The following is a 23,561-nucleotide window of genomic DNA, read 5'->3' as shown; positions in this document are numbered from 1 at the left end:
CCCGGACCGGGGCCCGAGACGGGGCCAGGCTCCTGCGGCACGACCGCTCACCGACGAGCGATCCGATGCACCGAGAGAGGAACGATGATGTTCACGAACAACAGCCGGACGTGGCGGACCCGCGCGGGCCTCGTGGCCGGCGCGGCGACGCTGGCCCTGGTGACCACCGCCTGCGGCGGCGGCACCTCCGTCGGCGGCAGCGGTGGTGGCGGCGGCGGCGACGACGAGAACGTGGTCGACGGCACGGGCGAGGTGGGCGGCGAGATCCGCCTGTCCTTCTGGGGCTCGGGCCCCCGCGTGGAGCTGACCAACGGCGTCTCGGCCCTGTTCACCGAGGCCAACCCCGGCGTCACCGTGCAGCCGGAGTTCGCCGACTTCGCGGCCTACTGGGAGCGGCTGAACGTCCAGGCCTCCAGCGGCAACCTGCCCTGCGTCACCCAGACCCAGGGCCGCCAGCTCAACGACTACAGCACCAAGGGCGTCCTGCTCGACCTCGACCCGATGATCGAGTCCGGTGCGATCAACGTCGACGACATCCCCTCCGAGGTCCTCGACACCGGCCGCGGCCTCGACGGCAAGCTCTACATGATCCCCTACGGCGCCGCCTACGACGCCGTCGAGATCAACCAGACGCTCGCGGACCAGGCGGGCGTGGGCCTGCCCGAGGACGGCTACGACTGGGACGCCTTCGGCGAGTACATCACCGAGGCGCAGGGGGGCCTGCCCGAGGGCATCGCCGCCGCCAACCTCGGCGGTGGCCTGCCGAACTACTTCATCGCGTGGGTCCGCGGCCAGGGCCAGGACCTCTTCGACGGCAGCAAGATCGGGTTCGACCAGAAGACCCTCGAGGACTTCTGGAACTTCTGGGAGGAGCTGCGCACCGGCGGGTCGACGACCACCGCCGAGCAGCGCTCGGAGGAGCCGGTGCAGACCGAGCAGCGCTACGTCGCCCAGGGCAAGGCGATGCTGGACAGCGTCCCGGGCAACGCGCTCTCCCCGGGGCAGGCGACGCTCGACGGCCTGGCCCCCGGCCAGAAGCTGACCACCGTGGCCATGCCCTCCGGCGAGGAGGGCTCGGGCAACGTCCTGTTCACCTCGGGCTTCTCGATCCCGACGAACTGCGACAACGTGCCCACCGCCGCGGCGTTCATCGACTTCTGGATGAACGACGACGAGGGCGCGGCCCTGTTCGCCTCCAACAACGGCACGGTGACCAACACCCGCCACCTGCAGGCCCAGCTCGACAACCCGGACCTGCCGGAGCTGCAGCGCCACACCCTGGAGCTGTACCAGGAGATCGTCGAGAACGAGCCGCCGTCGGTGGTCTACCCCCCCGGCTACCAGGCGAACTTCGAGACGGCGTTCGACCGCGCCTACGAGAGCATCATCTTCGGCGGCACGAGCGTCGAGGACGCGGCCTCGGCCTTCATCGACGAGGTGAACTCGGCCCTCGCGGCGCAGTGACGCGCAGCTGAGAGCACGGGGCGGGGCGGCTGCTCGGCGGCCGCCCCGCCCTCCGGCGCAGCCGACGGGGCTGCGCAGAGGGGGACGAGGGGACAGCGATGAGCAGCGAGGCGCACGAGCCGGCGGCCCAGGCGGGCGGCGCGCTGGCCGGCATGGTGGTGCTGGACCTCACCCAGGTGATGGCCGGCCCGTTCTGCACGATGGTCCTGGCCGACCTGGGGGCCGACGTCATCAAGGTCGAGAACCCGGACGGCGGTGACCAGACCCGGCGCTCCTGGGGCCGTTCGGGCAAGGGCGAGGACAGCAGGGCGTTCATGTCGCTGAACCGCAACAAGCGCAGCGCCGTGCTCGACCTCAAGACCCCCGAGGGCGTGGCCGCCTTCCGCGACCTGGCCTCGAGGGCCGACGTCGTCATCGAGAACTGGCGGCCGGGGGTGGCCGCCCGCCTCGGCGTCGACTACGAGTCCCTCTCGGCGGACAACCCGGGGCTCATCTACGCGAGCATCTCCGGCTTCGGGCAGAGCGGCCCGTACGCCGACCGGCCCGGCTACGACCTCATCGCCCAGGCGATGGCCGGGGTCATGAGCATCACCGGTGAGCCCGACGGCCGGCCGGTCAAGAGCGGCATCCCGGTCGCCGACCTCGGCTCGGGCCTGTTCATGGCGATCGGCATCCTCGCGGCGTGGTCGGCCAAGCAGCGCACCGGCCTCGGCCAGCGGGTGGAGACGTCGCTGTTCGAGTCGGCCCTGGCGCTGGCGGTGTGGGAGTCCACCGAGTACTGGGACACCGGGCGGGTGCCGGCCAAGCTCGGCTCGGCCAACCGGATGTCCGCGCCCTACCAGGCGCTGGCCACCAAGGACGGCTTCGTCACGGTGGGCGCGAACAACGACCGCCTGTGGCGGCGCCTGTGCGCGTGCCTGGAGGCGGAGCACCTCGTCGAGGACGAGCGCTTCGCCACCAACACCGGCCGGATGGCCCACCGCGCCGAGCTCGTCGAGGCCCTCGAGGAGCGGATGGTCCAGCGGACCACCGACGAGTGGGTCGAGGCGCTGCTCGGCGCCGGCGTGCCGGCGGGGCCGATCCAGGACTACGGCCAGGTGCTGTCCGAGGACCCGCACGTCAAGGCGCGCGGCATGGTCACCTCGGTGGAGCACCCGGTGGAGGGCCGGCTCCCGCTGCTGGCCTCGCCGCTGCGGCTGAGCTCCACGCCGCCGTCGGTGCGCCGCCCGCCGCCGCTGCTCGGCGAGCACACCGACGAGGTGCTCGGCCGCTCCACCGGGCAGCCGTGAGCGGGCCCGGCGCCGCCGCCGGGCGGGTGGTCCTGCGCCGCGAGGGCCCCGTGCTGCACGCGGTGCTGTCGAACCCCGCTCGCCGCAACGCCATCACCTGGGCCATGTACGACCAGCTCCTGGAGCTGTGCGAGCAGGTGGAGGCCGACCCGGGCCTGCGCCTCGTGGTCGTGCGCGGGGAGGGGGAGGCGTTCGCCGCGGGCACCGACGTCCACCAGTTCGCCGAGTTCGGCGAGGGGGCGCAGGGCGGTGCGGACGGCGTCGCCTACGAGCACCGCGTCGCCGCCGTGCTGGACCGGCTGCTCGGCCTGCGGGTGCCGGTGCTCGGCGTCGTGGACGGCCCCGCCGTGGGTGCGGGCCTGGCCGTGGCCGCCGTGTGCGACGTGCTCGTGGCCACGACCGAGGCCCGCTTCGGCGTGCCGATCGCCCGCACGCTGGGCAACTGCATCCCCGCCGCCGTGGTCGCCCGCCTCCAGCAGCGCTTGGGTGCGGGGCGCACCACCGCGATGCTCCTGACCGCGCGCCTGCTCGGCGCCGACGAGGCGGCCGCCGCCGGGTTCGTCCACCGCGTCGTGCCGCGGGGCGAGCTCGACGCCGCCGCCGCGGACCTCGTGCGCCGGATCACCGCCGGCGCACCGCTGACCCTGGCGTCGCTCAAGGAGATCGACCGGCGCCTCGCGCCCGCGGTCGCCCCGGCCGACGACCTGCTCGCGCGCTGCTACGGCAGCGCGGACTTCCGGGAGGGCGTCAACGCCTTCCTCGACCACCGCACGCCCCAGTGGGAGGGCCGATGACCACGACCACCGACCAGCCGGGCCGGCCGACCGGCGACCCGACCGCCACCCGCGTGGTGGACGCCCACCACCACTACTGGCGGGTCGACGCCGAGGAGCAGGGCTGGCGCACCTCCGCGCACGGCGCGATCGACCGGGACTACGGCCCGGAGGACCTGCACCCCGAGCTGGCCGCCAGCGGCGTCGACGCCACCGTGCTCATGCAGTCGGTCGACAGCGCCGCCGAGAACGACCGGATGGCCGCCTACGTCGCGGACTCCCCGTCGGTGGCCGGTGTCGTCGGCTGGCTCCCGGTGCGCGAGCCGGAGGCCGCCCGCGCCGAGCTGGACCGCGCTGCCGACGCCACGTGGCGCGGGGTGCGGTGCCTGATCGCCCGCGACCCCATGGCGTGGCTGGCGGACCCGGCGGTCGTCGCGCTCTTCCGCGACCTGGCCGCGCGCGACCTCGCCTGGGACGTCGTCCCGATCACCCCCGAGCAGGTGGCGGCGGTGCTCGAGCTGGCCCGCGCGGTGCCGGACCTGCGGATCGTCGTGGACCACCTCGCGCGCCCGCCGCTGGACACCGGCGGCTGGCAGCCCTGGGCCGACCAGCTGGCCCAGCTCGGGGCCTGCCCCGGCGTGGCGCTGAAGGTCTCGGTCGGCGTCGACGTCCTCACCGCCTGGGACGGCTGGCGCGGGGACGCCCTGGGCCCGTACGTGCGGCACGCGGTCGAGGTCTTCGGCCCCGAGCGGCTGATGCTGGCCAGCAACTGGCCGGTCGTGCTCCTGCGCGCCGACTACGGCACCGCCTGGCGCGACCTGTCCGGCGCGGTGCGCGCGGCCGGCGCCTCGGACGACGAGCTGGCCCGCGTCACCGGCGGCACCGCCACGGACTGGTACCGGCTGGGCGCGGGGCAGGACGGGGCGTGAGCGAGCCGCTGCTGCTGGCGCTCGGCGAGCGCGCGCCGCAGGTCGCGCCGGGCGCCTGGGTCGCGCCCGGCGCGGTGCTCGTCGGCGACGTGGCCCTGGCCGACGGCGCCAGCGTCTGGTACACGAGCGTGCTGCGTGCCGACGGCGCCAGCATCCGCATCGGCGCCGGCAGCAACGTCCAGGACGGCTGCGTGCTGCACGCCGACACCCGCGGGGCCCTGGAGGTGGGCGCCGGCGTCTCGGTGGGCCACCGGGCCGTGCTGCACGGCTGCACCGTCGAGGACGGCGCGCTCGTCGGCATGGGGGCCGTGGTCCTCACCGGCGCCCGGATCGGCGCAGGGTCGCTCGTCGCCGCGGGCGCCGTGGTGCTCGAGGGCACCGACGTGCCCCCGGGCTCCCTCGTGGCCGGCGTCCCGGCGAAGGTCCGGCGCCCCCTGGAGGAGGCGGAGGTGCAGTCGCTGCGCGACAACGCCACCACCTACGACGCCCTCCTGGCGGTCCACCGCGACGCCGGGGTCGCGGCGGCGCCCGGGCGCTGAGGTGGCCTCAGTCGTCGAAGGCCGGCGAGAACCGGTTCGCGGAGCGCTGCACGTGGCGGAGCATCGCGGCCGCCGCGGCCTCCCCGTCGTGCGCGGCGACGGCGTCCACCACCGCCTGGTGCTCGGCCACGGCCTCCGCGCGCACCCCCTGGCCGGAGCTCAGGCGCAGCAGCTTGACGTGCGTGTGCATCCGCGCCAGGCAGTCGCGGACCACCCCGTTGCCGCTGCCGGCGGCGACGGCGTCGTGGAACTGCGCGTCCAGGCCGGCGAAGACGGCGTAGCTCGTGCCCTCCGGCTCCCCGGCCGCCCCCTCCAGGGACGAGACCAGCCCGCGCAGGTGGGCCACGGCGTCGTCGTCCATGCGCTCGGCGGCCCAGCGGGCCGCCGCCGGCTCCAGGAGCAGCCGCACCTGGACCAGCTCGTCGAACTGCTCGCGGGTGAGCTGGGGGGCCACCCGGTAGCCGGCCAGGTGGGTGCGCACCACCACGCCGCCGGCCTCGAGGCGCTGCATGGCCTCGCGGATGGGGGTCTGGGAGACCCCCAGCTCGCGCGCCAGCGCGTCGATCGCCAGGCGCTCGCCGGGCTCCAGCTGGTTGCTCAGCAGCCGCGCGAGCAGCTCGTCGTAGACGTGGTCGCCCAGGCGGGCCCGGGGGAGCGGAGCGGCGCCCCGGCCCCGCTCGGCGCCGCTCACGCGCCCCGCCGCATCCACCGCGCCGGCCTCTCGGGCCGGTTGACAGGGGCGCTCACGGGAGCCATGCTACGGGGTATGCAGATCAGATACGATCGGATCGCAACGCCGCGCTCCGGTCGCCGGACCCGGCCGTGACCGGGCTCCCGCCCGCGGGGTTCCTGCGCGGCCCGCGAGAGGTGCTGCTCGGGTGCGGCCAGCGGGCGGCCCTGCCCGCGCTGGTGGCCCGCACCGGCTCGCGGCCGCTGCTCGTCACCGACGCCCGGGTGGGCGCCGAGCCGGCCTTCCGCGAGCTGGTCGACGGGCTGACCGCCGCCGGGCTGAGCGTGGAGGTCTACGCCGAGGCCCTGCCCGACCTGCCGGTCGAGCAGGTGCCGGCCGCGACCGAGCTGGCCCGCCGTCACGGCGCCGACGTCGTCGTCGGCTTCGGCGGCGGCAGCTGCATGGACCTCGCGAAGGTCGTGGCGCTGCTCCTGGCCCACGGCGGCCGGCCGCAGGACTACTACGGCGAGCACCGGGTGCCCGGCCCGACCGTGCCGGTGATCGCCGTCCCGACCACGGCAGGCACGGGCTCGGAGGTCACCCCCGTCACCGTGCTCAACGACCCCGAGCGCACGAGCAAGGTGGGCATCTCCAGCCCCCACCTGATCCCGGTGGCCGCGGTCTGCGACCCCGAGCTCACCGTCACGTGCCCGGCGGGCGTCACCGCCGCGGCCGGGGCCGACGCCCTCTCCCACGCGATCGAGGCGTTCACCGCGGTGCGCCGCCCGGTGACCCCGGAGCTGTCCTCCGAGCGGGTCTTCGTCGGCAAGAACGCCCTCACCGACGCCTTCGCGCTGGTCGGCATCCGGGCCGTGGCCACCCACCTGCACCGCGCGGTCACCCAGCCGGACGACCTCGAGGCGCGCTCGGGCATGGTGCTGGCGGCCCTCGCCGGCGGCTACGCCTTCGGCACCGCCGGCACGGCAGCTGCGCACGCGCTGCAGTACCCGATCGGCGCGCTGACCCACACCCCCCACGGCCTGGGCGTGGGCACCCTGCTGCCGCACGTCATGGCCTTCAACCTGCCCGAGCGGACCCCGGAGCTGGCCGACGTGGCCCGCGCCATGGGCGCCGGGTCTCCCGGGGACGACGAGGGCGCGCTCGCGCGGGCCGCGGTCGACGCCGTGGCCGACCTGCTCACCTCGGTCGGCGTCCCGGCCGACCTGGCGGCGCTCGGCGTCCCCGAGGACCAGCTGGCCTGGGCGGCGACGGAGTCGATGAGCGCCCGCCGGCTGGTGGAGAACAACCCCCGCCCGCTCGACGAGGCGGGCGCCCTGGAGATCCTGCGGGCGGCTCACGCCGGGGGCCGGTCGTGAGCGCGGTGCAGGACCGGGCGCAGGACGAGGCGCAGGCCGCGGCGGCGGACGTGCGGGCGCTGCCGCCGCTGGGCGAGCGCACCGGCCTGCTGGTCGGCGGCCGCTGGCGCGAGGCCGCCTCGGGGGCGGTGCTCGCCGTCGACGACCCGGCCACCGGCGAGGTCGTCGCGACGGTGGCCGACGCCGGCGTCGAGGACGCGCTGGCCGCCGTCGAGGCCGCTGCCGCGGCCGGTCCCGCCTGGGCCGCGGCGGCCCCGCGCCGGCGCGCCGAGGTGCTGCGCCGCGCCTTCGAGCTCATGGTCGAGCGCTCGGAGGAGATCGCCCGGCTGATCTCGCTCGAGAACGGCAAGGCCCTGCCCGACGCCCGCTCCGAGGTGGCCTACGCCGCGGAGTTCTTCCGCTGGTACGCCGAGGAGGCCGTGCGGGTGCCCGGAACGCTGGCCACGGCGCCCAGCGGGGCCCACGACATCCTCGTGCGCCACGAGCCGATCGGCGTCGTCGCCCTCATCACGCCCTGGAACTTCCCCGCGGCGATGGCCACGCGCAAGCTCGGGCCCGCGCTCGCCGCCGGGTGCACCGCCGTGCTCAAGCCCGCCGAGCAGACCCCGCTCACCGCCCTGCTCGTGGCCGACCTGCTGGCCGAGGCGGGCGTGCCCGACGGCGTCGTCAACGTCGTGACCACCGCCTCACCGGGCCCCGTGGTCGACGCCGTGCTGCACCACCCCGCCGTGCGGATGCTGTCCTTCACCGGGTCCACCGAGGTCGGGCGGGTCCTGCTGCGCAGCGCGGCCGACACCGTGCTCAAGTGCGCGATGGAGCTCGGCGGCAACGCCCCGTTCCTCGTGCTCGAGGGAGCCGACGTCGAGGCCGCCGTCGAGGGCGCGATGGTCGCCAAGATGCGCAACGGCGGCCAGGCCTGCACCGCGGCCAACCGGTTCTACGTCCACCGCAGCCTCGCCGAGGAGTTCGTGGCCGGGCTGAGCGCGCGGATGGGCGCGGTCGTCGTCGGCCGGGGCTCCGACCCCGCCACCGGCTGCGGACCGCTCGTCGACCGGGCCAGCGTGGACAAGGCCGCCCGCCTCGTGGACGACGCCGTGGCCCGCGGCGCCCGCGTGCTGCTCGGCGGCGAGGTCCCCGACGGGCCCGGCTGCTTCTACCCGCCGACGGTCGTGGTCGACGTCCCGCCCGGGGCCTCGATCCTGGCCGAGGAGGTCTTCGCCCCGGTCGCCCCGGTCGTCGTCGTCGACGACGACGAGGAGGCGGTGGCCGCGGCCAACGACACCCCGTTCGGCCTGGTGTCCTACGTCTACGCGGGCGACGTGGGTCGCGCCCTGCGCGTGGGCCAGCGCCTGGAGGCGGGCATGGTCGCGGTCAACCGCGGCCTGGTCTCGGAGCCGGCGGCGCCGTTCGGCGGCGTCAAGCAGAGCGGGCTGGGACGGGAGGGGAGCCAGGAGGGGCTGCTGGAGTACACGGAGGCGAAGTACCTCGCCGTGGCCTGGTAGGCCGCGCGACCGCACCACCACCACCTCGCGCGGAGCGCGCGGGGCGCCACGTCGAAGGAGACACAGCGCTGTGAGCAACGAGATGGTCAAGCTGTTCGAGGGCCTGCGGGTCGCGGACGTCCGTGACGGCCTCGACTGGATCGGCATGCCCAACAAGGGCAGCGTCGACCGGGCGATCCAGTCGATCGCGCCGGGCATGCGGTTCTGCGGTCCGGCCTTCACGGTGCGCTCGCGCGTCACGCAGATCCAGGTGCCCCAGATCTCGCCCGACGAGTACACGAAGTGGGCCCGCGAGTACTGGTACAAGGAGATCCTCCACTCCCCGTGGGACTCCGAGCTGCAGAAGGGCGACATCGTCGTCCTGGAGTCCCCCGACATGGGCGTCGGGGAGATCGGCTCCTACAACTCCCTCGACTGGCACATCAAGGGCGCGGCCGCGATCGTCACCTCCGGCGGCGCGCGCGACCGCGACGAGTGCATCGCGCAGGGCGTTCCGATCTTCGCCCAGTTCCGCAACCAGTCCATGACCCAGGGCCGCGTGGAGTACGAGGCCGCCAAGATCCCGGTGAGCATCGGCGGCGTGCAGATCAAGCCGGGCGACATCGTCCTGGGCGACGGCGACGGCGTCATCGCCGTGCCGCTCGAGCACGCCGAGCAGGTGGCGAAGTACGCGCGCCAGGAGCACGAGAACGACAAGGCCGGCCGCCGCCGCATGTACGAGGTCATGGGCTGGGACCTCGACGACAGCGTCAAGTGACCGATCGCCTCTCCGGGAGCCCCCGGTGAGCGAGGGCGAGGGGCGCCCCGGCCGCACGGTCCTCGTGCGCCGGGGCGCCCTCGCCCGGCTCGTGCTCGACAACCCGCGGGCCCGCAACGCGCTCACGGCGGCGATGTACGACCAGCTCGCCGAGCACTGCGCGGCGCTGGCCGCCGACCCCGACGTGCGGCTCGTCACGATCGAGGGAGCCGTCGAGGGCGGTGCCTTCGCCGCCGGCACCGACATCGCTGACCTCGTCGCGGTCGACAGCGGTCCGGCGGGCGTGGCCTACGAGGGCCAGATCACCCGGGTCCTGGACGCCGTCCGGGCGCTGCGGGTGCCGGTCGTCGCCCTCGTGCAGGGCCCGGCCGTCGGCGGCGGGCTGGCCCTGCTCGCCTGCTGCGACCTCGTCTACGCCACGCCCGACGCCCGCTTCGGCGCCCCGGTGGCGCGCACCCTGGGCAACTGCGTCTCCCCGGCCACGATCGCCCGGATGCGCGCGGTCCTCGGCCGGGCCCTGGCGACCGACCTGCTGCTCACCGGCCGCCTCGCCAGCGCCGAGGAGGCGCTCGCCGCCGGCATGCTCCGGGCGGTGCTGCCCGCCGAGGAGCTCGAGGCGGTGGTCGACGACCTGCTCGCGCGGGTCAGCGCCTGCGCGCCGCTGTCGGTGGCCGCCTCGAAGGAGCTCGGCCAGCGCCTCGACGACCGCGCGATGGCCGTCGAGCGCGACGACGTCTACGACCGGGTCTACGGCAGCGAGGACTTCCGCGAGGGCGTCTCGGCGTTCCTGGCCAAGCGGCGCCCGGTCTGGCGGGGCCGCTGACGCTCAGCCCAGGACGTCGGCGTCCGCGCGGTCGCGCTCCAGCTCCTGCGGCGCCTCGCCCGGCAGGGCCAGGACGACGCGGAACAGCGAGCGCGGGTCCTGGAGGACCGCGGGGCGGTCGACGGCCGCGCGCGGGACGACGTCCAGCCAGCGCACCGGCCGCCGGTGCGGCACCGGGTCGTCGGCGGTGAAGCGGTAGCCGCCGGTGACCCGGCCCAGCAGCAGCCCGCGGCCCTCCTCGACCGGCACCGCGACCTCGTCGCCCACGGCCACCTCCGCGACCAGGGCCTGCAGCTGGCGCAGCGCCTTGCCGGGCCGTCGCTTGACGCCCGTCTCGGCCGCCCGCTGGGCGAGCAGGTCGCGCAGCCCGGCGGCGTCCAGACCGCCGGCGTCCACGTCCACGCCGCTGGCGGCGTCCAGGCCCACGACGCCGTCGCCGACGAAGACCCCCAGCGCCCCGGCGTCCGGCGGGCGCACGACCCACAGGTCGCGGCCCGGTGCGGGCGCGCGCGCGGGGACGTCGTCGGCCGGCGGCCACACGTAGGGCAGGTCGTCGGGCACGTCGCCGAAGACCGCGCGGTAGTGGTCGGGGTCCTTGCGCACCAGCGCCGAGCGGTGGCTGAGGTGCAGGGCTCCGTCGCCCAGCCACGAGGGCAGGAGGCCGTCGGCCGCGAGGTCGTCCTGGCCGACCCCGACGACCTCGGGGGCGAACTCGCTGATCAGCGCCTCGGTGGTGTCCGCGTGGCCCAGGGCGCGCCAGGCCCGCACGCAGGCGAGGCCGTAGGCGACCAGGGCCGGCGTCCGCCCGCGCCACATCGTGACGACGGGGTGGTGGTGCCAGCCGTACTCGGGCAGCTCCAGGGCGCGCAGCACCTGCAGGGTCTCCACCCGCTGCTTGCCCAGGCGGGCCTGGTCGAGCACGGCGGCGCTGCGCTCGAAGTCGCGGTAGGGGAGGAAGGTCTGCACCCGTCCATCCTGGCCAGGCTGGCGCCGACCGCACCCGGGCGCTAGGCATGGGGGATGCTCACGCGCAGCCGCCACGTCCCCGGAGCCACCCCCCAGGACGTCTGGGCGGTGCTCGCCGACGGCTGGGCGTACCCGACGTTCGTCGTGGGCGCCTCGAGCATGCGGGCGGTGGACCGCGCATGGCCGGCGACCGGGGCGACGCTGCACCACTCCGTGGGGGCGTGGCCGCTGCTCATCCAGGACACGACCACGGTCGTCTCGGCCGACCCGCCGCGGCGGCTGGAGCTGCAGGCCCGCGGCTGGCCCGCCGGCGAGGCGCGGGTGGTCTTCGAGCTGGCCGAGCAGGCCGGGGGCACCCTGGTCACCCTGTCCGAGGACGCCACGAGCGGGCCCGGCGTCCTCGTGCCCCGACCGCTGCGCCACCTGATGCTCCTGCCCCGCAACGACACGACGCTCGAGCGCCTGGCGCACCTCGTCCGCGGCCGCGTCGGAGCAGGGGACCCGCCCGGCAGCGAATGATCCAGGGCGTCGAGGGGTACCAGGGGCCCATGACCGACACCGACGCCCGCCTCCACGCCCTCGTGGACCGGCTCGACCCCGCCCCGGGCGCCGCTGGTCACGTGGCGCACTCCCGCGGGCTCCTCGCGCGCGGCATGCACTGGTACCTGGACATGCGCGACGAGTACGAGAGCGGGGGCGGCCAGACCGACGAGCGCCCGCTCACCGGCTACGCCCTGCTCTCGACCGGCTACCTCGTCGCGGCCGGCACCGCGGCGGCGCTCGTGGCGCGCCGCCGGCGCGGGGGAGCGGCCCTGCCCACGCCCGGCGAGCTGGCGCTGCTCAGCGTGGCGGTCTTCCGCGTCACCCGCACGATCAGCAAGGACGCCGTCCTCTCGCACCTGCGGGCGCCGTTCACCGTCTTCGAGGGGCCCTCGGCGCCGGGCGAGGTGCACGAGTCGCCGCGCAGCGGGCCGGTGCGCCACGCGGTCGGCGAGCTCGTCACCTGCCCCTTCTGCCTCGGGCAGTGGGTGGGGACGGCGGCGCTGGTCTCCTTCGCCGCGGCGCCCCGGGCGACCCGGTGGGTGGCGACGCTGATGACCGTGGTCGCCGCCTCGGACGCGCTGCAGTACGGCTTCGCGGCGCTGGAGAGCACCGAGGGCTAGGCCGTCGGGCGCGCGAAGGCCCCCTCGACCCGGTGCGGGTCTCGGGGGCCTCCGTGCGTGCGGGGCCGGTCAGGCGCCGTCGGAGCCCTGGCCCGCCACGGGAGGGCGCACGTTGCCCTCGCCGTCCATGATCTGACCCGTCTCGTCCTGGTTGTCGGAGCCCACCCGGATGCTGTCCGGGACGGAGTTGACGCTCATCGCCGCGACGATCTCCTCCTCGGAGACGGCGCGGTGGTCGTCGACCTGGGTGTGGTGGTGCTGCTCGTCCTGCTCGCTCATCGGAGCGTCCTTCCCTCGGGGATCCGCGCGGGCCGGGGGGCCCGGTCACGGGTTGACAGTCTGACCGCCCTCGGTGCCGGGGGTCTCGTCGGTGGACCACCGCAGCCGGGCGGCCGCGCCGTCCGCGATCAGAGCGGACTCCAGCTCGACCAGCTGCACCTGGGCGCCGGTCGCCGCGGCGGCGCGCAGCAGCGCGAGGTCCGCCGGGGCCTCCTGCACGGGCCCCTCCCAGGGCGGCGTCGTGCCGGGCAGGGCGACGTCGGTGCCGTTCGGGCCCACGAGGAGCTTGCGCCCGCGCAGGGCGGCCGGCACGAGGAGGAGCTCCTCGACCTGCCCCGAGCGGACCGCCAGGGCGGTCTCGTGCAGATCGCCGGTGCTACGGGTGCGCGTGTCGGGGTCGTCGTGCACCGCGCGCCAGCGCTGCACGGCCTCGTCCTCGGTGCGGGCCGCCCGCTCGTCCAGCCCGCGGAGCAGGGCGAGGTCGACGTCGACGGTGGAGGACCCCGCGGCCCGGGTGTCGCCCTCGACCTGCACGACGGGCACCCGCACGGTCATCTGCTCGGCGACCAGGCGCCGGGCGTAGACGTCGCCGGAGAGGATCACCGCCACCGCGCCGTGCTCGCAGACCATGTGGTCGATCCGCTTCGCCGGCTCCTCGGCGTTGGCGAACCAGGTGTTCGCGACGGTGTGCTGGTACTCCGGCTCCTTCCAGCCCCCCGCCCGGACCTTGCGCATGTGCAGCGTCTTCGCGGGCTCGGTGCTGGTGGAGTCCTGCACCGGGCCGCCCACCGCGCTCACCAGCTCGATGTCGGCGCCCTCGCGGTCGGCGCGGACCACGACCACGGGGGCGTGGCGGGCCTGGTAGCGCAGCAGCGGCACGACGTCGACGATCGGTCCGGTGGTCGCCTCCCCGACGCCGTTGCGGCTGTGCTCGACCAGCACCTCGTCGAGCACGACCTGGCCGTCGCGCACGGCCAGGTAGCGGCTCTCGCCGCCCGCGAGGTCGACCGGGCGCGCCACGGCGTCGTCGAGCGCGGTGAGGTCGATGTCCGGGGCACCGGCTCGGGCGAGCTCGCCGCGCAGGTCCTCCCAGCGCAGGCGCCGCTCGGTGGCGCCGTTCTCGTCCACGGCGGTGAGGTCGATCACGACCGTGGTGCTCGTGCCCTGGGGCTCCAGCACCTCGGTCAGCGGCGTGACGTCCACGGGGTCCTCCTCATCGTCCACCCCTCGGGTGGTCTCCGTCGGGCTCGAAGGACCGCTACCCGGGCGCCAGGGGCGCAAACGCCGGGGCGCGGCGCGAGGATGGCCGCGTGGCACACCTGGAGGGCCTGGTCGACCCGGCCGACGACGGGCGGGGCGAGACGCCCACCCAGCGGGCGGACCGCAACTTCGCCGAGCTGCTGCAGGAGCTGCGGGTGGCCCAGACCGGGACCCAGATCCTCTTCGCGTTCCTGCTCGCGACGGCCTTCACCCAGCTGCTGCAGGACTCCGACGCCTTCACGCAGCGCCTGCTCGCGGTCGACCTCGTGCTCGCCGCCGTGGCCACCGCGACCCTCATCGCGCCCGTGGCGCTCCACCGGGCGCTGTTCCGCCGGCGGATGAAGGCCCAGCTCGTCCAGGCGGCCTCGCGCCTGGCCCGGGTCGGCCTGGCGCTGCTCATGGTCGCCGTGACGGGCTCGTGCCTGCTCGCGCTGGACGCCGTCCTGTCGCGGGCCGTGGCCGCCGCCGTCAGCGCCGCGGTGCTCGTGGTGTTCCTCGGGCTGTGGGTCGTGCTGCCCCTCGTGGTGGCCCGCGCCCACCGCCGCAGCAGCGAGCCCTAGCGGCCGGCCTCGTCGGGCACGCCGTGCTGGTCCTCGTGGCCCTCCTCGCCGTGGGTGACGCCCAGGCGGCGGTCCACGACGACGTGGCGGCCCTCGGCGATCTCGTCGACGGTGCTCTCCGTCCACAGGTGCGGCTGCTCGGGGATCCCGGCCTCGGCCATGCCGCGGGCCAGGGCTGCGCGGACCACCTCGGCGTCGTCGCCGCTGTGCGCCTCGACCACCGCGCGGACGACGTCCTGCAGGAGGCTCTGCCGCTGGTGCTGGACGCTGGGGTCCTGCTCGCTCATGGCCCTTTGCTACCACCGGCGCCCGCGGGCCGCAGCCCAGGACCGCCGCGTTCCGGCGGGCGGGGGGTTGGCCGGCGCCGCGCTGGGTAGGGGCCCGACGCGCACGCCGAGGCTCGGGTTGCCGGGGGCTGTCGGGGGTGTTGTGCTGACCCGGGTCGGCGACGTCGACCCGCACCAGCACCACCCGACGCCGCCCTGGCGCCACCTCGTGCCCGTCCGTCCGTCACCCGGGAGCCCCGATGACCGCGCTGCCCGACACCGCCTCCTCGGCGAGGGAGCGCGCGACCGAGGAGCTGCTCGACCGCGCGTCCACGTGCGAGTCCGAGGCGGAGCGCCAGCGGCTCATCGACGAGGTCGTGGTGCTCAACCTGCCCGTCGCCAGGGCGCTGGCGTCCCGCTTCCGCGACCGCGGCGAGCAGCTCGACGACCTCGTCCAGGTGGCCTCGCTCGCGCTCGTCAAGGCCGCCCGCGGCTACCAGCCGGGCAAGGGCCGCGGCTTCCTGCCGTACGCCGTGCCGACGATCACCGGCGAGCTGCGGCGCCACTTCCGCGACCGCGGCTGGGGCGTGCGCCCGCCGCGCCGCCTGCAGGAGCTGCGGCTGTCCCTCGGCGCGGCCGCGCAGGAGCTCTCCCAGAAGATCGGCCGCTCGCCGACCGTCGCGGAGCTGGCCGACCACCTCAAGGTGGGCCAGGAGGAGGTCATCGAGGCGCTCGCCGCCGCGCAGGACTACAACCTCGCCTCCCTCGACGCCCCCATGGACGGCGAGGCGGACGGCGTCCCGCTCAGCGCCACGCTCGGCGGCGACGACGGCGCCATCGACCGGGTGGTCGACCACGTGAGCGTCGCGCCGCTGCTCGCCTCGCTGCCCGAGCGCGACCGGCACATCCTGTCGCTGCGCTTCTACCGCGGCTGGACCCAGAGCCAGATCGCCGAGGACATCGGGGTCACCCAGATGCAGGTCTCGCGCCTGCTCAGCCGCACCCTGTCCCGCCTGCGCAGCCAGCTGGACGACGCGGCGGCCTGAGCCCCCCCGGGGCCCGCCGCGCGTCCGGTCAGACGACGCCGTAGAGGCGGTCGCCGGCGTCGCCCAGGCCCGGCACGATGTAGCCGAGCTCGTTGAGCCGCTCGTCCATCGCGGCGGTGACGATCGTCAGCGGGGCGTCGGCGCCGAAGGACCCCTCCACGGCGCGCACGCCCTCCGGGGCGGCGAGCAGGCAGATCGCCGTGACGTCGTCCGCACCGAGGTCGAAGAGGTACTGCACCGCCGCGGCGAGCGTGCCGCCGGTGGCCAGCATCGGGTCGAGGACGTAGCACTGGCGCCCGGACAGGTCGTCGGGCAGCCGGTGGGCGTAGGTGGTCGCCTGCAGCGTCTGCTCGTCGCGCACGAGCCCGAGGAAGCCGACCTCCGCGGTCGGCAGCAGGCGCTGCATCCCGTCGAGCATCCCCAGCCCGGCCCGCAGGATCGGCACGACGAGCGGCTTGGGGCTGCTCAGGCGCACGCCGGAGGCGGGGGAGACCGGGCTCTCGACGTCGACCGGCTCGGTGCGCACCGAGCGGGTGGCCTCGTAGGCCAGCAGGGTGACCAGCTCGTCGGTCAGCCGCCGGAACGTCGGGGAGTCGGTGGTGCGGTCGCGCAGGGTCGTCAGCTTGTGGGCGACGAGCGGGTGGTCGACGACGTGGACGCGCATGCGGGGCAACCTACCGACGCCGAGGGTCGATGGGGGAGCATGGGGGCATGGCGTACTTCACGGCGGTGCTCGCCCGGGACGGCGGGACGTGGCGGTCCCTCGACGTCGACCTCGAGGACGCGGTCGACGTCGACGACGTGGCCGAGGAGGTCCGCGAGGTGGGCGGGGACGCCGGCGCGCTCCTGGTCGTGCTCGAGCGCGAGGACGACTGGTTCGCCCTGGTGCGCGCCGACGGCGAGGAGCCCCGGGTCTTCGTCTCCGACCTCGCCGCGGTGCAGAGCAGCCGGTACGCCGAGCTCCTCGCCCTGGCCGCCGACGCCCCGGCCCCCGTGCCGGCGCCCAGCGAGGACGCCGAGGAGTCGGCCGTGGCCGTGGCGGCCCCGACCTGGGCCGGCGACGTGGAGCTCCTGGCCGACCTCGGCCTGGACGGCGACGACCTGACCGGCGCCGCTGAGGGCAACGACACCTCCACCGCCCTGGTCGCCGTGGGCGAGCGGTGCGGCTTCGTGGAGCTGATCGAGGCCCTGCGCTGAGCCGTCCTCGCCCGCCAGCCGCCGTCCGACCCTCGTGATCATGGGGTTCCGCCACCCCGACGAGGCCCTGGTGCGCCTGGCGCTGGAGCAGGCGCGGGCTGCCCCCGACACGGGCGACGTCCCGGTCGGCGCGGTGGTCGCCGACGCCGGCGGGCGGGTGCTCGCGGCCGCGGTCAACCGCCGCGAGGCCGACGGCGACCCCACGGCGCACGCCGAGGTGCTGGCGCTGCGCGCCGCGGCGGCCGCGACCGGCAGCTGGCGGCTGGAGGGCTGCACGCTCGCCGTGACGCTCGAGCCCTGCACGATGTGCGCCGGCGCGCTGGTGCTGGCCCGGGTGGCGCGGGTGGTCCTCGGCGCCTGGGACCCCAAGGCCGGCGCGGCGGGCTCGGTGTGGGACGTCGTCCGGGACCGCCGGCTCAACCACCGGCCCGAGGTGGTCGGGGGCGTGCTCGAGGACGAGTGCGGCGCCCTCCTGCGCGACTTCTTCACGACCCACCGCGGGGACGAGCCGGGCGACCGGTAGGCTGCTCCGCGGTGGCGTGTCCGAGCGGCCTAAGGAGCACGCCTCGAAAGCGTGTGAGGGTGAGAGCTCTCCGTGGGTTCAAATCCCACCGCCACCGCACCCCGTCAGCGCGGTGACGAGCTCCGGCTCGTCACCGCGCTGACGCGTCCGGGCCCGGGACGCCGCTGGCACGGAGGAGAACGCCGTGCACGGCGTCCCCTCGTCGGACCACCCCGTCGGCGCTGCCGGCGTCGAGATGACGGGGCGCGCGAGCCGCCCTAGCGTCGACCCGACCCGACCCGACCCGACCCGACCCGACCCGGCCGCGGCACGCCCTGCCTGCGGCCGTGCTGGCACCGACGCCGACGGAGGACGACGTGGACGACGCCCCGAGCACCGCCGGCAGCGGGGCTCGACGCCCTCCTGCGGTGGGCCTGCGATGACCGTCGACGCGCTCGCCCCCCGGCCGCTGGGCCGGACCGGCCTGCACGTGACGGGACTGTGCGTGGGCACCGCCGAGCTCGGCGACATGCCCGTCTTCGGCCCCCTGCCCGAGGAGCGCGCCCTCGCGACCGCCCGGCGCGCCTTCGCCGGTCCCCTCACCTTCGTGGACACCTCCAACGGCTACGGCGCCTCCGAGCGCCGGCTCGGCGTGGCCCTGCGCGAGCTCGGCGGCGTCCCGGACGGCGTCCTGCTGGCCACCAAGGTCGACCCCGCCGACGACGGTCCCTTCGACGGGCCCCGGGTGCGGGCCTCGGTGCGCGAGAGCCTGGAGCGCCTGGGCCTGGACCGCCTGCCGCTGCTGCACCTGCACGACCCGGAGCGGATCGGCTTCGAGGCGGCCACGGCCCCCGGCGGCCCGGTGGAGGTCATGCAGGAGCTGGTGGCCGAGGGCCTGGTCGACCACCTCGGGGTGGCCGGTGGGCCGGTGGACCTGCTGCGCCGGTTCGTCGGCACCGGCGCGTTCGAGGTGGTGCTCACCCACAACCGGTGGACGCTCCTCGACCGCTCGGCGGGCCCGCTGCTCGCCGACTGCGCCGCGGCCGGCGTCGCCGTCCTCAACGGCGCGCCCTTCGGCGGCGGCATCCTCGCCAAGGGCCCGGCCGCCGTGCCGCGCTACTGCTACTCCCCGGCCGCTCCGGCGGTGCTGGCCGCGGCGGAGGCGATCGAGGCCGCCTGCGCGCGCTCCGGCGTGCCGCTGGCCGCCGCGGCCCTCCAGGACTCGCTGCGCGAGCCCCGGATCACCTCCACGGTCGTGGGGTCCTCGCGCCCGGAGCGCCTCGACGAGACCCTGGCCCTGGCCGCCGTCCCGATCCCCGACGACCTGTGGGGCGAGCTGGCCGACCTCGCCCCCGGACAGGAGCACTGGCTGCGATGACCCTCCCGACCCCGGTCGCCCCACCCCGCCGCGGAGAGCGGCCGTGAGGGCCGCCGTCCTGCGCCGTCCCGGCGCTCCGCTGCAGGTCGAGGACGTCGAGCTCGCCCCGCCCGCCGCCGGTGAGCTGCGCGTGCGGGTCGAGGCCGCCGGCGTCTGCCACACCGAGCTGCACTACATGAGCGGCGACATCCCCTGCCCCCTGCCGGTCGTCCTCGGGCACGAGGGCGCCGGCGTGGTGGAGGAGGTCGGCGCCGGCGTGGACGACGTCGCCCCCGGCGACCGGGTGGGCTTCACCTGGCGCCCCCGGTGCGGCCAGTGCGAGTACTGCGTGACCGGTCGGCCGGTGATGTGCGTGTTCGGGCGCGTCCAGGCCCGCAGCGGTGGCCTGATGGACGGCACCAGCCGGCTGCGCGCGCCCAGCAGCGACGGCGTCCCCGGCGAGCAGCTGCACCACTTCCTCGGCGTCTCCTGCTTCGCCGAGCAGGCGGTCGTCTCCCGGCGCGCCGTCGTGCCGCTGCCGGCCGACGTCTCCCCGGCGATCGCCGCGATCGCTGGGTGCGCCGTGGTGACCGGCGTCGGCGCCGTGGTCAACGTCGCGGCGGCGCAGGGCTCGATCGCCGGGCGCCCGCTCCTGGTGCTCGGCGCCGGCGGCGTCGGCCTGTCGGCGGTCATGGGCGCCGTGCTCGTCGGCGCGGGGCCGGTGGTCGTCGTGGACGTCGCCGCGGACAAGCTCGCCCTGGCGGAGCGGCTGGGCGCCACGCACGTCGTCGACGCCTCGGGGCTGGCGCCCGAGGAGGTCGTGGCCGCGGTGCAGGACCTCACCGGTGGCGGCGCGGACGTGGCCGTCGAGGCCGTCGGCCGACCGGCCACGCTGCGCCAGGCGTTCTCGGCGCTGCGCCCGGGCGGCACCGCCGTCGCCGTCGGGCTGTCGTCGGTGGACGCCGTCGTGGAGGTGCCGGTCAACGAGCTCGTCCAGCAGCAGAAGCGGCTCGTGGGCAGCCTGTACGGCTCGGCCAACCCCCCGGTGGACCTGCCCCGCCTGCTCGCCCTGCACCGCGCCGGCCGGCTGCCCCTGGACCAGCTGCTGGGGGCGACGTACCCGCTCGAGGCGGTGGGCGAGGCCTACGACGCCCTGCGCGCGGGGGCGGTCGGACGCGCCGTCGTCGTGCCCGGGGCAGGATCGGCGGCATGAGCGCGCCGCCGTCGCCGAGCCCGTACGCCACCTACCCGAGCCTGCGCGGCGCGGTCGTGCTCGTCAGCGGAGGTGCCACGGGGCTGGGCGCGGAGTTCGTCGCCCAGTTCGCCGCGCAGGGCGCCCGGGTCGCCCTCGTCGACGTCCAGGACGAGGCCGGCCGCGCGCTCGCCGACGCGGTGGCGCGGACCGGCGCACCGCGCCCGCTCCACCGGCACGCCGACGTCACCGACCTGAGCGGCTACCAGCAGGTCATCCGCGACATCGGCGAGGAGCTCGGCCCCGTGACCGTGCTGGTCAACAACGCCGCCTCCGACGCCCGGCACACCCCCGACGACGTCGACCCGGCGTTCTGGGACGACCGGATGCGGGTCAACCTCGACCACCACTACTTCGCCACCCGCGCCGTCGTTCCGATGATGCGCGCCGCCGGGCGTGGCTCGGTGGTCAACCTCGGCTCGATCAGCGCCCACGCCAAGTTCACCGACCTCGTGGTCTACCGGACGGCGAAGGCGGCGGTGGAGGGCCTGACCCGGGCGCTCGCCCAGGAGCTCGGGCCGGACGGCATCCGGGTCAACTGCGTCATCCCGGGGTGGGTGATGACCGAGCGCCAGCTCGCGCTGCGCGTCGACGCCGAGGGCGAGGCGATGATCGCGCGCGAGCAGGCGCTGCCCCAGAAGGTCCTGCCCGAGGACGTCGCCCGGATGGTGCTGTGGCTGGCGGCGGAGGACAGCCGGTCGTGCACCGGCCAGCTCTGGGCCGTCGACGGCGGCTGGATGGTCTAGGCGCCCGTCGGCGGGTGCGGGGATCAGCGCCCGGCGGCGGCGGTGCGGCGCGAGCGCTCGCCGGCGGGGAGGACGCCCCGGCGCCGGGCCTCCTTGACCCAGCCGTGCACCTGCGTGACCGGCACGCCGTTGGCCTCCGCCAGGAGCGCAGCGGGGCGCGGGCTCGTGGTGGCCAGGTGCGCGAAGGCGTCGGCGACGGCGCGGTAGAACCCGTCGGGCTTCGGCTGGCGCGCCGGGACGTCCAGGACGACCGGGGGGGCCTCGCGCGCCGTGGGCGCCGCCCGCCACCACGCCGGCGGCACCCCGGTCGGCCACGGGAACGGCTCGGCAGGTGCTCCGGCGGCGGCCGAGCGGGCCCGCACGGCGGCGGCGTGCAGCGGCTGGTTGACCGCGGCCTCGATCCGGGTGACCGGCAGGTCGCGCAGCGCCCGGGCGCCCAGGCCCGTCGCGTCGGAGACCCACAGGTCGCGCACGACGACCAGCGGATGGCCGCCGGTGGCCTCGCCCAGCCCCAGCCTCAGGAACAGCACGGGCCGCCGCGGGCTGACCCCGAAGCGGGGGGAGTGGTAGACCGACCAGCCGTTCGCCTCCGACCGCGGGCCGATCGTCACCCACTCCAGGCCGGAGGCGTCCAGCGCCACCACCTCGGGACCGTGCTCAGCTGCCACCCGGCCACCGTAGGAGCGCGACTGGTCGCCACGAGGGCTTTCCCGGACACCGAGCCGCCACCCCTCGGATCTGGGGCGCCACGCGTGGAGCGGTCAGTCGTCGAGCACGAGCACGCGGGCGTGGAGCACGTTGCGCTGCTGCAGCGCGGCGCGCAGGGCGCGGTGCAGGCCGTCCTCGAGGTACAGGGCGCCCCGCCACTGGACGACGTGGGCGAAGAGGTCGCCGTAGAAGGTGCTGTCCTCGGAGAGCAGGGCGGCGAGGTCGAGGGTGCGCTTGGTCGTGATGAGCTCGTCCAGCCGGACCTGTCGCGGCGCGACGACGGCCCACTGCCGCGACGTCGTGATGCCGTGGTCGGGGTAGGGGCGAGAGTCCCCGACCCGAGCGAAGATCATGGGCGCGAGTCTAGGCGCCGTCCGTGACCGCCCGTCACTGGCTCATGACAGGGCGGCGAGCGGTGCCGGGCCCACGACGAGGACCGCGCTGCACCCGGTGCAGACCCGCTCCGGGCAGTCGGGACCGTGGCCGTCCTGGCACTCGACGACCTCGAACCCGATCGGCCCGCACTCCACGCACTCCCGCTCCTCCAGCACGCCGCCAGGCTGGCACGGAGGTCCGACAGCCCGGCCGGCGAGGTCGGAGGCGGAGGCGCCGGGACGCCGAAGGGCCCGGACGACGCGTCGTCCGGGCCCTTCGGTCCTGCGGCGGAGGATGCGGGATTTGAACCCGCGAGGGCGTTAACCCAACCCGCGTTCCAGGCGAGCGCCATAGGCCACTAGGCGAATCCTCCGTGGAGCAGCCTACCGGAGGCCGCGCGCGCCCGGGAGCGCACTCCCCGGACCCGCCCGCCGGGGCTATGCTCTGACCCGACCCCTCGTGCGGCGTCATCCTGCTGAACTCCCCCAGGGCCGGAAGGCAGCAAGGGCAGGTGGGCTCTGGCGGGTGCGCGAGGGGTCCTCTCACGTCCCCCTCGTGTCTCCTGGCCCCGCTGCCGCGGAGGGGCCCGGACCGTCCTCCCCCGTGGCTAGGGTGCCGAGCGTGGTCACCGCCCTCTACCGCCGCTACCGGCCGGACACCTTCGCCGAGGTGATCGGGCAGGAGCACGTCACCGACCCGCTGCGCCAGGCGCTGCGCGCGGGGCGCACCAACCACGCCTACCTCTTCTCCGGCCCCCGCGGGTGCGGGAAGACCACCTCCGCGCGGATCCTCGCCCGCTGCCTGAACTGCGCGCAGGGCCCGACCGACACCCCGTGCGGGGTGTGCGACAGCTGCGTGGAGCTCGCCCGCGGCGGTTCCGGCAGCCTCGACGTGGTGGAGATCGACGCCGCGAGCCACGGCGGCGTCGACGACGCGCGCGAGCTGCGCGAGCGCGCCACCTTCGCCCCGGCGCGCGACCGGTACAAGATCTTCATCATCGACGAGGCGCACATGGTGACGCCGCAGGGCTTCAACGCGCTGCTGAAGATCGTCGAGGAGCCGCCGGAGCACATCAAGTTCGTCTTCGCCACCACCGAGCCCGACAAGGTGCTGGGCACCATCCGCTCGCGCACCCACCACTACCCCTTCCACCTCGTGCCGCCGGAGCGCCTGCAGGCCTACCTCCAGCAGCTCTGCGAGGCCGAGGGCGTGACCGTGGGCAAGGGCGTGCTGCCGCTCGTCGTGCGGGCCGGCGCGGGCTCGGTGCGCGACTCGCTGTCCGTGCTCGACCAGCTGGCCGCGGGCGCCGGCGAGGGCGGCGTCGACTACGAGCGCGCGGTCTCGCTGCTCGGCTACACCCACGCGACCCTGCTCGACGACGTCGTCGAGGCGTTCGCCGCCGGCGACGGGGCCACGGTCTTCCGGGTGGTCGACCGCGTGATCTCCTCCGGCCAGGACCCCCGCCGCTTCGTCGAGGACCTCCTCCAGCGCCTGCGCGACCTCGTCATCGCGCACGCCGTCGGCGACCGCGCGAAGGAGGTCTTCCCCGGCCTGCCCGAGGACCAGCTGGAGCGCATGCACCGCCAGGCCGCGGCCTACGGCGCCGCGGCCCTGTCCCGCGCGGCCGACCTGGCCAACACCGCGTCCACCGAGATGACCGGTGCCACCTCGCCGCGGCTGCACCTCGAGCTCCTGTGCGCCCGGATGCTGCTGCCCGCTGCGGAGGACGGCGAGCGCGGGCTCGCCGCGCGCCTCGACCGCG

28 protein-coding genes, 2 tRNA genes and 1 other RNA gene are annotated in these 23,561 nt (G+C 76.0%); 21 read left to right on the top strand and 10 right to left on the bottom strand.

The features are described 5' to 3' along the window. The first annotated feature begins 87 nt into the window (after window positions 1–87). From AC5FZL_RS02780 to AC5FZL_RS02760, 5 genes are all read left to right on the top strand, one after another. Window positions 88–1,464, top strand: a complete 1,377-nt coding sequence (locus AC5FZL_RS02780; RefSeq protein WP_493617041.1) for an ABC transporter substrate-binding protein — start codon at window positions 88–90, stop codon at window positions 1,462–1,464. Between the two features lie 98 nt (window positions 1,465–1,562). Then, the gene (locus AC5FZL_RS02775; protein ID WP_493617040.1) at window positions 1,563–2,753 is read left to right on the top strand and encodes a CaiB/BaiF CoA transferase family protein; all 1,191 of its coding nucleotides are present in this window, start codon (window positions 1,563–1,565) and stop codon (window positions 2,751–2,753) included. Beyond that, window positions 2,750–3,547, top strand: a complete 798-nt coding sequence (locus AC5FZL_RS02770) for an enoyl-CoA hydratase (RefSeq protein WP_493617039.1) — start codon at window positions 2,750–2,752, stop codon at window positions 3,545–3,547. Before AC5FZL_RS02775 ends, AC5FZL_RS02770 begins: the two co-directional genes overlap by 4 nt. Continuing rightward, window positions 3,544–4,455, top strand: a complete 912-nt coding sequence (locus AC5FZL_RS02765) for an amidohydrolase family protein (protein WP_493617038.1) — start codon at window positions 3,544–3,546, stop codon at window positions 4,453–4,455. Before AC5FZL_RS02770 ends, AC5FZL_RS02765 begins: the two co-directional genes overlap by 4 nt. Next, window positions 4,452–4,994, top strand: a complete 543-nt coding sequence (locus tag AC5FZL_RS02760; protein WP_493617037.1) for a gamma carbonic anhydrase family protein — start codon at window positions 4,452–4,454, stop codon at window positions 4,992–4,994. Before AC5FZL_RS02765 ends, AC5FZL_RS02760 begins: the two co-directional genes overlap by 4 nt. A gap of 7 nt (window positions 4,995–5,001) precedes the next feature. Here AC5FZL_RS02760 and AC5FZL_RS02755 read toward each other — a convergent pair whose 3' ends face one another. Further along, entirely contained in the window at window positions 5,002–5,685 is a 684-nt protein-coding gene (locus tag AC5FZL_RS02755; protein ID WP_493617036.1) for a GntR family transcriptional regulator, read from the bottom strand. A gap of 131 nt (window positions 5,686–5,816) precedes the next feature. Here AC5FZL_RS02755 and AC5FZL_RS02750 point away from each other — a divergent pair, with 131 nt between their 5' ends. The 4 genes from AC5FZL_RS02750 (at window position 5,817) to AC5FZL_RS02735 (ending at window position 10,122) form a co-directional block, all read left to right on the top strand. After that, window positions 5,817–7,040 (top strand): iron-containing alcohol dehydrogenase, encoded by a 1,224-nt coding sequence (locus tag AC5FZL_RS02750; protein WP_493617035.1) that lies wholly within the window; start codon window positions 5,817–5,819, stop codon window positions 7,038–7,040. Window positions 7,041–7,090: 50 nt separating this feature from the next. After that, window positions 7,091–8,542, top strand: coding sequence for an NAD-dependent succinate-semialdehyde dehydrogenase (locus tag AC5FZL_RS02745; RefSeq protein WP_493617050.1), 1,452 nt, complete (start codon window positions 7,091–7,093; stop codon window positions 8,540–8,542). Between the two features lie 70 nt (window positions 8,543–8,612). Further along, window positions 8,613–9,299, top strand: coding sequence for an RraA family protein (locus AC5FZL_RS02740; RefSeq protein ID WP_493617034.1), 687 nt, complete (start codon window positions 8,613–8,615; stop codon window positions 9,297–9,299). Window positions 9,300–9,324: 25 nt separating this feature from the next. Next, on the top strand, window positions 9,325–10,122 hold the full coding sequence (locus tag AC5FZL_RS02735; RefSeq protein WP_493617033.1) for an enoyl-CoA hydratase: 798 nt from the start codon (window positions 9,325–9,327) through the stop codon (window positions 10,120–10,122). Between the two features lie 3 nt (window positions 10,123–10,125). Here the strand turns inward: AC5FZL_RS02735 and AC5FZL_RS02730 are convergent, their stop codons facing one another. Then, complete coding sequence (locus tag AC5FZL_RS02730; protein WP_493617032.1) at window positions 10,126–11,088, bottom strand: MSMEG_6728 family protein; 963 nt, start codon at window positions 11,086–11,088, stop codon at window positions 10,126–10,128. A gap of 54 nt (window positions 11,089–11,142) precedes the next feature. Between AC5FZL_RS02730 and AC5FZL_RS02725 the strand changes: the two genes are divergently transcribed. Together AC5FZL_RS02725 and AC5FZL_RS02720 are read left to right on the top strand one after the other, a co-directional pair. Further along, entirely contained in the window at window positions 11,143–11,607 is a 465-nt protein-coding gene (locus AC5FZL_RS02725; RefSeq protein WP_493617031.1) for an SRPBCC family protein, read from the top strand. 29 nt (window positions 11,608–11,636) lie between these two features. After that, the gene (locus tag AC5FZL_RS02720) at window positions 11,637–12,251 is read left to right on the top strand and encodes a DUF1360 domain-containing protein (protein ID WP_493617030.1); all 615 of its coding nucleotides are present in this window, start codon (window positions 11,637–11,639) and stop codon (window positions 12,249–12,251) included. A gap of 69 nt (window positions 12,252–12,320) precedes the next feature. Here AC5FZL_RS02720 and AC5FZL_RS02715 read toward each other — a convergent pair whose 3' ends face one another. After that, complete coding sequence (locus tag AC5FZL_RS02715) at window positions 12,321–12,530, bottom strand: hypothetical protein (protein ID WP_493617029.1); 210 nt, start codon at window positions 12,528–12,530, stop codon at window positions 12,321–12,323. 45 nt (window positions 12,531–12,575) lie between these two features. Further along, complete coding sequence (locus AC5FZL_RS02710; RefSeq protein ID WP_493617028.1) at window positions 12,576–13,733, bottom strand: baeRF2 domain-containing protein; 1,158 nt, start codon at window positions 13,731–13,733, stop codon at window positions 12,576–12,578. A 107-nt stretch (window positions 13,734–13,840) separates the two neighbouring features. Between AC5FZL_RS02710 and AC5FZL_RS02705 the strand changes: the two genes are divergently transcribed. Then, complete coding sequence (locus tag AC5FZL_RS02705; protein ID WP_493617027.1) at window positions 13,841–14,350, top strand: DUF6328 family protein; 510 nt, start codon at window positions 13,841–13,843, stop codon at window positions 14,348–14,350. On the opposite strand, the gene AC5FZL_RS02700 is transcribed toward AC5FZL_RS02705, so the two are convergent. After that, entirely contained in the window at window positions 14,347–14,637 is a 291-nt protein-coding gene (locus AC5FZL_RS02700) for a hypothetical protein (RefSeq protein WP_493617026.1), read from the bottom strand. The genes AC5FZL_RS02705 and AC5FZL_RS02700 overlap by 4 nt on opposite strands. Window positions 14,638–14,876: 239 nt before the next feature. Here AC5FZL_RS02700 and AC5FZL_RS02695 point away from each other — a divergent pair, with 239 nt between their 5' ends. Beyond that, window positions 14,877–15,662, top strand: a complete 786-nt coding sequence (locus AC5FZL_RS02695) for a SigB/SigF/SigG family RNA polymerase sigma factor (RefSeq protein WP_493617025.1) — start codon at window positions 14,877–14,879, stop codon at window positions 15,660–15,662. A 28-nt stretch (window positions 15,663–15,690) separates the two neighbouring features. On the opposite strand, the gene upp is transcribed toward AC5FZL_RS02695, so the two are convergent. After that, window positions 15,691–16,326: a uracil phosphoribosyltransferase gene (gene upp, locus AC5FZL_RS02690; RefSeq protein WP_493617024.1), complete on the bottom strand. Its 636-nt coding sequence runs from the start codon at window positions 16,324–16,326 to the stop codon at window positions 15,691–15,693. A gap of 47 nt (window positions 16,327–16,373) precedes the next feature. Here upp and AC5FZL_RS02685 point away from each other — a divergent pair, with 47 nt between their 5' ends. The 6 genes from AC5FZL_RS02685 to AC5FZL_RS02660 all read left to right on the top strand — a co-directional run bounded on the left by AC5FZL_RS02685 (window position 16,374) and on the right by AC5FZL_RS02660 (window position 20,716). Then, window positions 16,374–16,859 carry a tRNA adenosine deaminase-associated protein gene (locus AC5FZL_RS02685; RefSeq protein ID WP_493617023.1) on the top strand — a complete coding sequence of 162 codons (486 nt, stop codon included), beginning with the start codon at window positions 16,374–16,376 and terminating at the stop codon, window positions 16,857–16,859. A 40-nt stretch (window positions 16,860–16,899) separates the two neighbouring features. Further along, a complete protein-coding gene (gene tadA / locus AC5FZL_RS02680; protein ID WP_493617022.1) occupies window positions 16,900–17,382 on the top strand; it encodes a tRNA adenosine(34) deaminase TadA in 483 nt (160 codons plus the stop codon). Window positions 17,383–17,392: 10 nt separating this feature from the next. Continuing rightward, window positions 17,393–17,479 (top strand) — tRNA-Ser (locus AC5FZL_RS02675). A 321-nt stretch (window positions 17,480–17,800) separates the two neighbouring features. Continuing rightward, window positions 17,801–18,739: an aldo/keto reductase gene (locus AC5FZL_RS02670; RefSeq protein ID WP_493617021.1), complete on the top strand. Its 939-nt coding sequence runs from the start codon at window positions 17,801–17,803 to the stop codon at window positions 18,737–18,739. A gap of 43 nt (window positions 18,740–18,782) precedes the next feature. Beyond that, a complete protein-coding gene (locus AC5FZL_RS02665; RefSeq protein ID WP_493617020.1) occupies window positions 18,783–19,931 on the top strand; it encodes a zinc-binding dehydrogenase in 1,149 nt (382 codons plus the stop codon). Next, entirely contained in the window at window positions 19,928–20,716 is a 789-nt protein-coding gene (locus AC5FZL_RS02660) for an SDR family NAD(P)-dependent oxidoreductase (RefSeq protein ID WP_493617019.1), read from the top strand. The genes AC5FZL_RS02665 and AC5FZL_RS02660 overlap by 4 nt, the downstream gene beginning before the upstream one ends. Window positions 20,717–20,739: 23 nt before the next feature. Here the strand turns inward: AC5FZL_RS02660 and AC5FZL_RS02655 are convergent, their stop codons facing one another. The 4 genes from AC5FZL_RS02655 to AC5FZL_RS02640 form a co-directional block, all read right to left on the bottom strand. Continuing rightward, entirely contained in the window at window positions 20,740–21,384 is a 645-nt protein-coding gene (locus tag AC5FZL_RS02655; RefSeq protein ID WP_493617018.1) for a hypothetical protein, read from the bottom strand. 93 nt (window positions 21,385–21,477) lie between these two features. After that, window positions 21,478–21,777, bottom strand: a complete 300-nt coding sequence (locus AC5FZL_RS02650) for a type II toxin-antitoxin system VapB family antitoxin (protein WP_493617017.1) — start codon at window positions 21,775–21,777, stop codon at window positions 21,478–21,480. A 42-nt stretch (window positions 21,778–21,819) separates the two neighbouring features. Next, a complete protein-coding gene (locus AC5FZL_RS02645; RefSeq protein WP_493617016.1) occupies window positions 21,820–21,975 on the bottom strand; it encodes a hypothetical protein in 156 nt (51 codons plus the stop codon). A gap of 112 nt (window positions 21,976–22,087) precedes the next feature. Continuing rightward, window positions 22,088–22,172, bottom strand: a tRNA-Ser gene (locus AC5FZL_RS02640). 75 nt (window positions 22,173–22,247) lie between these two features. Here AC5FZL_RS02640 and ffs point away from each other — a divergent pair. Further along, window positions 22,248–22,344, top strand: an RNA gene (gene ffs / locus AC5FZL_RS02635) — signal recognition particle sRNA small type. 76 nt (window positions 22,345–22,420) lie between these two features. Next, the coding region (locus AC5FZL_RS02630) for a DNA polymerase III subunit gamma and tau (protein ID WP_493617015.1) at window positions 22,421–23,561 on the top strand (1,141 nt) is incomplete at its 3' end.

The sequence above is a fragment of the Quadrisphaera sp. DVD1 genome (assembly GCF_058932755.1).
The sequence above is the reverse complement of the archived record's forward strand: the minus strand, read 5'-3'. Positions and strand labels throughout refer to the sequence as shown.